At 42.6% G+C, this 12,394-nt stretch carries 9 protein-coding genes and 1 tRNA gene; 4 read left to right on the top strand and 6 right to left on the bottom strand.

Translation table 11 applies throughout. The annotated features are described in order from the left end of the window. Positions 1-180 precede the first annotated feature (180 nt). Together DXD65_RS19730 and DXD65_RS19725 are read left to right on the top strand one after the other, a co-directional pair. Positions 181-1,056, top strand: a complete 876-nt coding sequence (locus DXD65_RS19730) for a helix-turn-helix domain-containing protein (RefSeq protein ID WP_005831578.1) — start codon at positions 181-183, stop codon at positions 1,054-1,056. 41 nt (positions 1,057-1,097) lie between these two features. Next, positions 1,098-1,730 carry a helix-turn-helix domain-containing protein gene (locus DXD65_RS19725; RefSeq protein WP_005831576.1) on the top strand — a complete coding sequence of 211 codons (633 nt, stop codon included), beginning with the start codon at positions 1,098-1,100 and terminating at the stop codon, positions 1,728-1,730. Between the two features lie 38 nt (positions 1,731-1,768). Here the strand turns inward: DXD65_RS19725 and DXD65_RS19720 are convergent, their stop codons facing one another. Then, the gene (locus DXD65_RS19720) at positions 1,769-3,682 is read right to left on the bottom strand and encodes an LruC domain-containing protein (RefSeq protein ID WP_005831574.1); all 1,914 of its coding nucleotides are present in this window, start codon (positions 3,680-3,682) and stop codon (positions 1,769-1,771) included. Positions 3,683-3,988: 306 nt separating this feature from the next. Between DXD65_RS19720 and DXD65_RS19715 the strand changes: the two genes are divergently transcribed. Together DXD65_RS19715 and DXD65_RS19710 are read left to right on the top strand one after the other, a co-directional pair. After that, entirely contained in the window at positions 3,989-4,990 is a 1,002-nt protein-coding gene (locus tag DXD65_RS19715) for a beta-ketoacyl-ACP synthase III (RefSeq protein WP_008664940.1), read from the top strand. Between the two features lie 141 nt (positions 4,991-5,131). Next, positions 5,132-6,634 (top strand): glutamine synthetase family protein, encoded by a 1,503-nt coding sequence (locus DXD65_RS19710; protein ID WP_005832480.1) that lies wholly within the window; start codon positions 5,132-5,134, stop codon positions 6,632-6,634. A gap of 61 nt (positions 6,635-6,695) precedes the next feature. On the opposite strand, the gene DXD65_RS19705 is transcribed toward DXD65_RS19710, so the two are convergent. From DXD65_RS19705 to ffh, 5 genes are all read right to left on the bottom strand, one after another. Then, a complete protein-coding gene (locus DXD65_RS19705) occupies positions 6,696-8,390 on the bottom strand; it encodes a B12-binding domain-containing radical SAM protein (protein WP_117887880.1) in 1,695 nt (564 codons plus the stop codon). 460 nt (positions 8,391-8,850) lie between these two features. Then, positions 8,851-8,924 (bottom strand) — tRNA-His (locus tag DXD65_RS19700). Positions 8,925-9,014: 90 nt separating this feature from the next. Then, positions 9,015-10,160: a CapA family protein gene (locus DXD65_RS19695; RefSeq protein WP_117887879.1), complete on the bottom strand. Its 1,146-nt coding sequence runs from the start codon at positions 10,158-10,160 to the stop codon at positions 9,015-9,017. Positions 10,161-10,167: 7 nt separating this feature from the next. Next, the gene (gene folD, locus DXD65_RS19690; protein WP_005831560.1) at positions 10,168-11,049 is read right to left on the bottom strand and encodes a bifunctional methylenetetrahydrofolate dehydrogenase/methenyltetrahydrofolate cyclohydrolase FolD; all 882 of its coding nucleotides are present in this window, start codon (positions 11,047-11,049) and stop codon (positions 10,168-10,170) included. Positions 11,050-11,060: 11 nt separating this feature from the next. Then, positions 11,061-12,383: a signal recognition particle protein gene (ffh, locus tag DXD65_RS19685; RefSeq protein ID WP_005831559.1), complete on the bottom strand. Its 1,323-nt coding sequence runs from the start codon at positions 12,381-12,383 to the stop codon at positions 11,061-11,063. Between the last annotated feature and the right edge of the window lie 11 nt (positions 12,384-12,394).

The raw sequence follows: 12,394 nt of genomic DNA, 5'->3' as shown, positions 1-12,394 counted from the left end.
GAATTTGGAGACAAAGATAATAATTTATAAATTTACCCCTCAGGTTTTTACATTGACCCCTTTATAGAATAAGAATTTATACTTTAGTTTTGACTGAACTTCAGTATATATGTGCAATTTTAGAACAAATAATCTAAAAATGATTTTTTTTTGTAACTTAGCATAATATTTAAAACAAATATGGTAAAAGCTACAAAAGATAATAGGCCTTTTTCAAGTGGTGTGTTTGATTTAGAGGAGTTCAATATTTATACAAAGGTAATTGATTTGCCTCTTGACGGGATTCCGACATATCTAGAAGAAGGGATAAATGGAGTTTGTACCGGAGGCTCTGCTCTTTTTAATGTGTTTTCTAATAAACGCAGGGTTGTGAAGAATGATTTGATAACTATTTTTCCTTATCAGTTGGCAAGTATAACCGAAATCAGTACAGACTTTGCCGTTATTTTCTTTAAAGTACCAAAGAAATTGTTTATGGATACCATTAATGGGCTGGGTAGGCTTACACTTGACTATTTTTTCTATATGAGGAAATATTATAGCTCTCCGCTCAGTGAAGAAGAGTATAAGCGCTTTGTTCATTTCTGTCATATATTGTCATGCCGTGTAGATTTATCTTGTGCCTTTCTTAGGAGGGAATCGGTGATGTATTTATTGAGGGTTTATTATTGGGACTTGTATGTGGGCTATAAGAGTAACCCCAAGGCTATGGCTTCCGTGAAGTTTGTACGTAAAGAGAAGCAGGTTTTTGAATTCTTTTATTTGGTTATAGAGTATCATACTATAAGTCGTGATGTGGCATTTTATGCAGATAAGATGTGTATCTCACCTAAATATCTGACAATGTTAATAACAGATAATACTGGTCGTTCGGCTAAAGAGTGGATTGTGGAATATACCATACTTGAGATAAAAGTCTTATTGAAAGACTCCAATCTTGAAATAAAGGAAGTGGTTTCACGAACTAATTTTCAATCGAATTCTACGATGACACGTTTTTTTCGTAAGCATACAGGCACTACTCCGTCAGAATACCGTGAGAGAATGTTTGTCTGATATTTGGATAATTTGTACTTATACCAAAAGGCAAGAAAGATATGAAAGAATATCTTAAAATAATAGATGAAATAATCGCTCTTGTGGGGTTACATTTAATTCCCAAATTTGTTAATCTATATCAAGGCCAGGTTGACATAAGATGTGAGGAAAATGATACTGGAGTCTTAATTAATATTATTGTGTCTTTACCAGATAAAAATGAACTGCAGGCTTTGCAAAATCAAGTTGGTATGGACTCACTACAAGCCAAACAGATCTTAGAAGGAATATTAAAATTGGAGAAAATGGATTCATGCAAACCATTGGAAAACAGACAACTGGAATTGAAACGAATTTGGCTTAACAAGCTTGTTTCAGTGTTGGAAGAGCATATGGAAAATACAGAGTTTAATGTTGCTATGCTCTGTCAACTGTTGGGAATGAATCGAAAACTGTTGTATCGAAAGATTAAACAGTTGACGGGGGTTACTCCAGTAAGCCTTATTCGGCGTGTTAGGATGATAAGAGCCGCTACACTTTTATTACAAGGCAGATTCACTGTATCGGAAGTAATGTATATGGTAGGCTATTCCAATCCTTCTTATTTTTCCAGGTGTTTCATGGCAGAATATAATATTTCTCCAAGTCAATATGCAATAATTCAAAAAAAAACAGGTGGAGCGTCCGAATAAGGGGGCACTCCACACATGATTCATTGTCTTTTGTTCTGTTATTTTTTATACCAATCCTTACAGTCATTTCCCATTGATTTTGCCCATGTAGCAAAACCGGGATATTGGCTGTCAATTCTGTTCCTTTCTGTTACCGGGGTAAACCCTAGCATCGGTATATCGATAGCAAATGGATATGCTCCTTTACGGTCGATATAGTAAGCATCATCATTGCTGCCAATCAATGACTGATTGGCATAAGCTGTAGCTTTGTGTTTGGGCAGATGAACCTCTGTGCGATTCTGTTCTCCTTGTGAATATTTTACGATGATGTATGGATTATAGGACAATAGCTGATTCTTTAGGAAAGAACCGTTGAATTCTCTGGTGACTACATATTTATTGCCTATATTCTGTTTGGCATTGGACATTACGATAATGGACGAAGTCTCTTTTTCCAATATTGCACCTTCCGGCAAAGTGATTTTATCGCCAATTTGTGCTGCATCTATCTGATAGGCAAATGCGTTAACATATGTAGCGCCATCATGTACCGGAGTGAATTCGTCAACGATCTTCGTTACTATATTCTTTTTGTCGAAATAGACTTTGCGTTCGTATTCTACAATTACGTCATTCATGTCATAATCGCCACCGGAAGGCCAAATATCTTCGAATGCCAGTGTGCCGGTAACATTTTCATCTTCATCGGGTTTGGGTTCTTCTTTATCACCTTCATCGGGAATAGACGGCCTTTCAGGATCGTCAATAGAACTTCCCGGAGTAGCATCTACATAAAATAAAAGGTCACAGTAGCTTTGATTTACACCATCTTCTGCTCCAAGAATCGTCTTGCCGCTTTTTTGGTCTTTAACAGAGACAAAGGCCGACATGTTGTTTTGGGGATTGGAAGTGCGAAGATTTGAATTGTATGGATTATATAAATCAGGCAATTTAAGATAATCTTCTAAATTATTTCCATAACCGTTCTTAAAACCGTCGGCATAAAGAAACCAGCCTACTGTATATCCTGCTGGGAATGTATCATGGGCTTGGCCGTCTTCATCGAAGTAAAGCAGACGAACTTTATTCCCGGATTCTAAAATCAATATTTGGCCGCCATACCAGTCAAAAGACACATTGGGGAATATAATGTATTTCCTCACTTGGTCTACATCGACGGACGTTCCGGTTTTATAAAAATAATATCCGAAAGTATTGTTATAACTTGCACTTCGATTGAGAAAAATGAGATTCAATGCGGTGTTGTCCTCCTTTATCGAAATATTGATAGTTTTTCCATTACCAAGTAATTTTGAATTGTCTTGTCCTCCTTTATTGAAGAATGTTTTCATCCGGTCTGTCAAATCCAAAATACTTTCATTACCAATATTTTTTTCCTTTGTCATATATTGGCTGTTCAGCTGACCTCCTTCTCCCCAATAGCACAGTGAGTATAGATTTTGGGATTTGTTTACTAAATAAGGTACATCAGACGAAGCGCGAGTGACAGACTTTGTTTTAGGATTTGATTTTGCCGACATGTCAAAAATGACAGCATTGTCTTTAATTTCAAGTTCTATGCATCCCGGCAATCCCCATGTCGCAGTATATAAATAAACTTTATTAAGATAGGTAGGAAGCTGCATTTTTCCCTCATACTTACCGCTGTTGTCGGTATAGGTTTTGAACAAGGCTTCTATACCCTCTTTCTTTATCGGCGTACCTTCCACTGTTTCCATCGGATTTTCACCGTAAATTTCTATCAAAGGAGTAAACCCGTAAATGTCATAGTTGACAGAAAGCCGGACATCACTGCGCATCTCAAAGCCGAAATATTTATCCGGGTCAGGAAGAGGTTCTTTTTCACGATTCGGGTCGTATACGTCTTTCTCCATACAACCTGTCATAAGGCCTGAAAGTGCAAGCACTAAAATGAAAGCCCCAATGCTAATTAAGCGGTTTTGTTTCATAAGATATAAAAATGTTATGTTAATTTTATTTGTATGTATTTTTGATTAGTTACTTGCTCTTTAAATACCCGATACATTTTATTATGCAAATTTAGTCTGTATTGCTCAAACTCATTGATACAAAATTGACAAAAGAATGATAGAAAAAGGACAGTTGATTTTTTTTGTATATCCATGTGATAGTTTGTCGGGAGTGTCTTTTTGTTCTTCCTTTATTGGATTTTACCCTCTTTTCAGTATATTTGCGCTCGGCGTTTTAAGAATATTATCTTTGAGCCGATTCCAATACTAAACTAGATAGAATTAATGGAGAAAATAAATGCAGTAATTACGGGAGTGGGAGGGTATGTTCCTGACTATATTCTGACCAATGAAGAAATATCCAAAATGGTAGATACGACAGATGAGTGGATAATGGGGCGTATCGGTATAAAGGAAAGACGTATCTTGCACGAAGAAGGATTGGGGACTTCGTTTATGGCCCGTAAAGCTGTAAAACAATTAATGCAACGTACAAAATCTAATCCTGATGATATTGATTTGGTGATTGTGGCCACTACAACGGCCGATTATCATTTTCCTTCAACAGCATCCATATTATGTGAGAGAGTAAAGCTTAAGAATGCTTTTGCTTTTGATATGCAGGCTGTTTGTAGTGGCTTTTTGTATGCATTGGAAACTGGAGCCAATTTTATCCGTTCGGGAAAATACAAGAAGGTCATTGTAGTAGGGGCTGATAAAATGTCGTCGGTGATTGATTATACCGATCGTGCCACTTGTCCGATTTTTGGTGACGGTGCTGCCGCTTTCATGCTGGAACCCACCCGGGAGGATATGGGAGTAATGGATGCCGTATTGAGAACAGACGGGAAAGGTCTGCCCTTTTTACATATCAAAGCGGGAGGCTCCGTATGTGCTCCATCTTACTATACACTGGACAATCGGATGCATTATATTTATCAGGAAGGACGTACAGTCTTTAAATATGCTGTGGCCAATATGGCAGATGCTTGTGAGGCGGTCATGGAGAGGAATCACTTGGCGAAGGAGGACATTGACTGGGTGATTCCCCATCAGGCAAACATGCGTATAATTACTGCAGTTTCGCAACGTTTGGGAGTATCTCCCGAAAAGGTAATGGTCAATATAGAACGGTATGGAAATACAAGTGCCGGCACGCTTCCATTGTGTGTATGGGATTTCGAGGATAAGCTGAAAAAGGGGGATAAACTGATTTTTACAGCATTCGGAGCAGGATTTGCTTGGGGGGCTATTTACGTGAAGTGGGGATACGACGGAAAAGGTTGAGGCTCTCTGATAAGATTTAGGTTGTTTGTTTCTTTTCTGATACAACTTTTAGTATCTTTGCGAAACAGCAGTTTTTTATTGTGACAAAAAATTGCATGTGTTTTGTTAACCATATAGAAAACTAAAAACAACCAGCGTATTATGAACCAGGAATTATCCATGAGCCCCAATTTATTGGTGGCTGCCCTTCAAAAACCGGCTTCCGAATTTACGAAAGCAGACATTGTTTCCTATATAAAGGAGAATGACATTCGTATGGTGAACTTCATGTATCCTGCGGCAGACGGGCGACTGAAGACACTGAACTTTGTCATCAATAATGAAGCATACCTTGATGCCATACTTACATGTGGTGAACGCGTAGATGGTTCCAGCTTGTTTCCGTTTATAGAGGCCGGTAGCAGTGATTTGTATGTAGTGCCGCGTTTCCGGACCGCTTTTATAGACCCTTTTTCTGAATTGCCCACACTGTCAATGCTCTGTTCTTATTTCAATAAGGATGGTGAACCGCTGGAAAGTTCTCCGGAATATACCCTGCGTAAGGCATGTCAGGCATTCACTACGGTTACGGGGATGGAATTTCAGGCTATGGGAGAATTGGAATATTATGTCATTTCTGAAAATGACGGATTGTTCCCGGCTACCGACCAGCGTGGTTATCACGAATCGGCCCCTTATGCCAAGTTCAATGATTTCCGTACGGAATGTATGTCATATATTGCGCAGGCAGGCGGACAGATAAAGTATGGGCATTCTGAAGTCGGTAATTTTACGCTGGACGATAAGATTTATGAGCAGAATGAAATAGAGTTCCTGCCGGTGCGTGCCGAGGAGGCTGCTGACCAACTGGTGATAGCAAAATGGGTTATTCGTAATCTGGCTAGCCAGTATGGATATAACATTACTTTTGCACCGAAAATCACGGCAGGAAAAGCCGGTTCCGGATTACATATACATATGCGTATCATGAAGGACGGGCAGAACCAGATGCTGAAAGATGGGGCACTTTCTGAAACAGCCCGTAAGGCCATTGCGGGCATGATGAAGCTGGCTTCTTCCATTACGGCTTTCGGTAATACAAATCCTACTTCCTATTTTCGTCTGGTTCCTCATCAGGAAGCACCGACCAACATTTGCTGGGGCGACCGCAACCGTTCGGTATTGGTACGCGTTCCGTTGGGCTGGTCGGCAAAAACGGATATGTGCATGTTGGCAAATCCGTTGGAGACCCCAAGTCATTATGATACTACACAGAAACAGACGGTGGAAATGCGTTCGCCTGACGGTTCGGCCGATTTGTATCAATTGATTGCCGGACTTGCTGTAGCTTGCCGTTATGGATTTGAGATAGACGATGCTTTAGGAATTGCAGAAAAAACATATGTCAATGTAAATATCCACAAGAAAGAAAATGAAGATAAGTTGAAACAACTGGAACAGCTTCCTGATAGTTGTGCCGCTTCTGCCGATTGTTTGGAAAGACAGCGTGCTGTCTTTGAGCAATATCATGTGTTCAGTCCTGCAATGGTTGATGGGGTTATTTCCAAACTGCGTTCTTACGAGGATAGAACCTTGCGTGCAGAGATACAAGACAGTCCGGAGGAGATGCTGAAACTGGTCGAGAAGTATTTCCACTGCGGATAGGAGAAGAAATGAGGGCATAACTCACCGCAGGTTACACAGATTGCTATAGAATTTCTGATAATCAAGAACTTTTATCTGTGTTAATCTGCGGTGATTGTGTATTTTGACACCTCTCCATTATTTCTTTGGCTTTGAATACTGGTTCTGCTTTTTGTATTTCCGATTCGAAGCCGAACCAATAACCATTTTGGGTATTGTCGTCAATGGGTAGAAAACATAAGCGGAGGCTTTCTTTGTAGTTTCCATAGATGACTTCCCAATATTCCGGTGGCATCTGGCGCTTGGTCTTGACTTTCTCTGCTGGTTTTTTCTTTAATGACATGCCTGCCTCTATCCAGGCAATGGTGACCATGATTTTATAGGCCGGATAATGCATACTGCAGAATTCATAGAGTACGAGGCCTCGCTTTTCCAGGCTCATGGGCTGGTCTATAAGATTTTTATCGATTAAAAATTCCAGAAAGCGACGTAGGAAGTCGTTGTCATCCAGAATCAGCTTGCGGGTGATGGCTTGCCAAGCAGTTGTGTTATAGAATCCATCCAGAAGACGTGACAGTTGCCGGGCTGTTTGAAGCTCGTTGACACTGATTTCATTTGTTTGAAGCACTTCATAAGGGGGGAGAGGAGAATATCGGATGCCTAGTTCTTCCGCTCTTCTTCTCATTTCTGTGCCGGGAAGTAACTTCAGGGATTCAAGCTGTATCTCGCCGGCATTGTATCCGGCAAGTGTACGCACATCTTCAAATATTTCGGATAGGCGGTATAGAGGCAAGCCGGCAATGAGGTCGGCGTGTGTTTCCATATTGGGTAGGGAACATAGGAAACGAAGACCTTGCAGTGAGTCCTCCAGGCTTCCCATCCGACGGCTTTTCTGGAGGACCGGTTCGCGCAGGCTTTGAATACCGGCCTCGAGATGGAGCAATCCTTTAGGTAGCTTTTTCAATTCATTTTTCAGCTCTTCGGATAATAGTGCAGGGTGTATTTCTAAGTGAAAGCATATGTCCGGGTTGAATTCCAGGAAAAGTTGCAGTAATTCTTTAGCACGGCGCGGATTATAATTAAAGGTCCGGTCGAGGACGCGTACGTTTTTTATTCCATGACTGTGGATAATTTGAAGGCGTTCACGGATACTTTCAATGGACAGTGTGCGCACCGGTTTTTCTTCACCGCTGACGCAGAATGCGCATGTGTTGAAACAGCCTCGGGTAGTCTCCAGTTGTACGAATGGTTTGCTCCAGTTGAAAAAACAGCTGTTTTCCGGTGGTACGAGCCGTGAAAAGTTAAGTACACGGGCTATGCCGTTGTCTATATATTGCTTTTGAGGATTCATATAGCAGAGTCCCGGAATACTGTTCCATTTTTCCGGCTGGTTCCAGCAAGACAGCCATTGGGGGAATGCTTCTTCTCCCTCTCCCCTGAATACACAGTCGATGAAAGGGTTTTTATGCAGAAAGTCTTCATTGTTTCCTAAGAATTCAGGTCCACCCAAGATGAAGCAGCTATTGGGAAGCAATGCTTTTAATCTCGCTGTGATGTGCAACAGTTGTTCGTGGTTGAACAACCATGTCGTTGCGGCAATGATGTCGGGTTGGTGCCGGTATATTTCGTCGACAATCATTCCTACGTTTTCATTGATGGTGGCAGATACGATTTCCCATTTTACGGAATTGTTCTTTGCTATTTGTGCGTGCAGTGCAGGGAGTGCCAACGAAGAGTGTGCATACGAGCTATTGAGGTCTATCCAGAGAATTTTCATATTTGATTGAATTTCATCTTTGCAAAGATAACTGATTTTGCTTTTCGTATAAACAAAAAGGGTTATATTTGCATGTCGGAAATCGAAAATAGTAGAGTTATTGGTATAGAATGTTTTTTGAAAGATGAAATATTCTTTTTGTATTCTTATTTCTATAAGGTGATAACGGGTTGTCTTATCACTGGCTTGATAAAGTAAGGAAGGAAGTACTATTAAGTGTGATTGATACAGAATGCAAAATATCGGAATAAGTTTCCAGCTATTTTGAACATTTTGAGAAAGTAAACTCTTTTGTACAAGGACTGGTTTAGGTAATTGATTCCTTCCTATGATGTAGGGATACTCTGTGAGGAGTATCCCTACAATTTTTTACATTGATTCCACGTTGCCTCCCTTTGGGGGATTGTTTGGACAATAACAAAAAAAGAGGAATATTCTTTCGAATTTCCTCTTCTTTGCGGGTGGCAGATGGGACTCGAACCCACGACATTCAGAACCACAATCTGACGCTCTAACCAACTGAACTACAGCCACCATGTTAGTGCATTTCTTAAATGCGGTGCAAAGATAGGGATAATCTTTAATATTGCAAAGAATGAGACGAAAATTTTTGAGATTTCTGCATTATTTTTTCTTCTCGTAGATACCTATATTGTGCTGCTGGAGCAGCTTTCGAGAGCTTTTGACAAAGATTTCCAGGTGTTTACGAGCTTCCGGCGTTAAATGTTCTGTAGGAAAACTGGCAGGATAAAGAATGTAATTTTTTTCTTTAGTAAGTTCCGGCCGGCCGGTCCAGACCAGATTATATCCACAATAGGAAACACGACAGTATGGAAAAGGCAGAGGATTGGAGTCTGGCAGGGGCGTCTGACTCTGACCGGTGTAAGAGGGACGGGTGGGTTGGGGGAGAGGATGTTTCTCCAACTGCAAAGTGAAGATGAGGCCGCCGTCAGTGTTGGCCTTGCTCATATTGGAAATGAAGTTTCCCAAGGAGTAGACTATGATGTGCTGTTCGGTACCGTTGGTACGTAGTTCCATCGGTTGAATGACGTGAGGGTGTGAACCGATAATATGTGTTACGCCTTGTTGGAGCAACCAGTTGGCCAGTTCGCGTTGCTCACGGTTGGGAAGGGACTGATATTCCTCTCCCCAATGCATGCAGGCAATAATGGCATCCGGTTGGCGTGCCTTGGCACTTTGGATATCTTGCAGGATGGTATTCTTATCAATATAGTTTACGATATTGGGAGAGGTAGCCTTGATACCATTGGTGCCGTAAGTATAGTTGAGTAGGGCAATGCGAAAGCCGTTTCTGTTGATGAACAGGGGATAGCGTTGCTTGCGCTCCGACAGATTCTTGTAGGTGCCTGCGTAACGAATACCGGAGGAGTCAAGCAATTGTATGGTACGCTCCATTCCCTTTTTTCCACGGTCCAGACAGTGGTTGTTGGCTGTCAGTAAAATATCGAATCCGGCGTCCTTTATGGCCTGAAGATATTCATCGGGGGCGCTGAACATAGGATAGCCCCGATAGGGCCTGCCCCCCAATGTGACTTCCAGATTTCCTATGGCGAGGTCTGCCTGGGATATTTGCTCTTTTATGAGGGAGAAGCAGGAGGAGTAGTCATATTTTCCTTCAGATACATGTGCAGCGTCTATTTGTGCCTGGTGCTGCATCAGGTCGCCGACAAATAATAGCGTAATCCTTTCCTGCGAGGAAAGGGTTACGCTATACAGTAGGACAACAATGAAGACGGCGAGCGTTTTCATCGCCTTGTTATTGGTAGATTGCTTTCTTGCCGGCGAGCAATGTATTCTTCATAAGGGAAACGATGGTCATGGGACCTACGCCTCCCGGTACGGGGGTAATGAATGAACATTTGGGAGCTACTTCGTCGAATTTCACATCACCGGTCAACTTGAATCCGGATTTCTTGGAGGTATCGGGCACACGGGTAGTACCTACATCAATAACGACAGCGCCTTCCTTGACCATTTCCGCCTTAACAAAGTTCGGTTGTCCCAACGCAGCAATGATGATGTCCGCTTCCTGGCATTCCTTTACCAGGTCTTTGCTGCGGCTGTGGCATACGGTCACTGTGGCATCGCCGGGATAAGCCTTCTGCATCATCAGGGCAGCCATGGGTTTGCCGACAATGTTACTGCGTCCCAATACCACGCATTTCTTGCCTGAAGTCTCTATCTGATAGCGCTTCAGCAGTTCGAGGATACCGTTGGGAGTAGCGGATACATAGCAGGGAAGGCCAATGGACATCCGTCCCACGTTGATGGGATGAAAGCCGTCCACATCCTTGCGGTAGTCGATGGTTTCAATCACTTTCTGCTCGGAGATATGCTTGGGCAAGGGAAGCTGTACGATGAAACCGTCCACATCCGCATCCTCGTTCAATTCGCGTACCTTGGCGAGCAGTTCCTTTTCGGTAACGTCTGCCTCGTAACGGATAAGTGAGGACTTGAATCCGCAAACTTCGCATGCTTTTACTTTGGCGGCAACGTAGGTTTCGCTACCTCCATCGTGTCCTACAAGAATGGCGGCCAGATGCGGGCGTTTACCCCCACGAGCCACTATTTCGGCTACTTCTGCTGCAATCTCTTGCTTTACTTGCTCTGAAATTGCTTTTCCATCAATCAGTGTCATAGGCTGTTATCTTATCTTTTAAGTTTCGGCATCATCTTACCCATCTTGCTGCCAGTGACCATCTTCATCATCTTGCGGGTCTGGTCAAACTGTTTCAGCAGGCGGTTTACTTCCTGAATATTCGTACCGCTACCTTTGGCAATGCGCTGGCGGCGTGAACCGTTCAGAATGGCCGGATTGCTGCGTTCTTCCGGAGTCATGGAGTAGATGATGGCTTCAATGCTCTTGAAGGCATTGTCGTCAATGTCTATATCCTTGATGGCTTTGCCTACGCCCGGTATCATGGAGGCAAGTTCCTTCAAGTTACCCATTTTCTTGATTTGTGCAATCTGGCTCAGGAAGTCGTTGAAGTCGAACTGGTTCTTGGCAATCTTCTTTTGCAGGCGTTTGGCTTCTTCCTCGTCATATTGTTCCTGCGCACGTTCCACCAAAGATACGATGTCACCCATACCGAGAATACGGTCGGCCATACGTGAGGGATGGAACTGGTCGATGGCATCCAGCTTTTCACCGGTACCTACAAACTTGATGGGCTTGTTTACCACCGAACGGATAGAAAGGGCGGCACCACCGCGGGTATCACCATCCAGTTTGGTCAATACTACACCATTGAAGTCGAGCCGTTCGTTGAATTCCTTAGCGGTATTCACTGCATCCTGACCGGTCATTGAATCCACTACGAACAGAATCTCGTCCGGATTGATGGCCTTCTTGATGGCGGCAATCTCGTTCATCATCTCCTCATCCACTGCCAGACGACCGGCTGTATCGACAATTACAAGGTCGTAACCTTTGGCTTTGGCTTCTTGGATGGCATTTTGGGCAATGGCTACCGGATTTTTGCTGTCCGGTTCCGAGTACATCGGTACGTCAATCTGTTCAGCCAGTACACGCAACTGCTCGATAGCGGCAGGACGGTACACGTCACAAGCCACCAATAACGGCTTTTTGTTCTTCTTGCTCTTCAGCATGCGGGCCAGCTTTCCGGAGAAAGTTGTTTTACCGGAGCCTTGCAAACCGGACATTAGGATAATGGCAGGCTTGGAGTCGAGGTTTATTTCAGAAGTCTCGCCGCCCATGAGCTGGGTCAGTTCATCGTGTACGATTTTTACCATCAGCTGGCTGGGCTTAACGGCTGTCAGCACGTTTTGTCCCAAGGCTTTTTCCTTAACGGTATCGGTGAAGTTTTTGGCTACCTTATAGTTCACGTCGGCATCCAAAAGTGCCTTACGTACGTCTTTCAGGGTTTCCGCAACATTGATTTCGGTGATTTTGCCCTCACCTTTCAAAATTTTAAACGACCTTTCAAGTCTCTCGCTTAAATTATCGAACATAGTATCTAATT

Source organism: Bacteroides sp. 4_1_36, assembly GCF_003466325.1.
In the GTDB taxonomy this organism is placed as follows: domain Bacteria; phylum Bacteroidota; class Bacteroidia; order Bacteroidales; family Bacteroidaceae; genus Bacteroides; species Bacteroides uniformis.
Note: the sequence above shows the minus strand (reverse complement) of the source record. Positions and strands in the feature narration are given on the sequence as shown.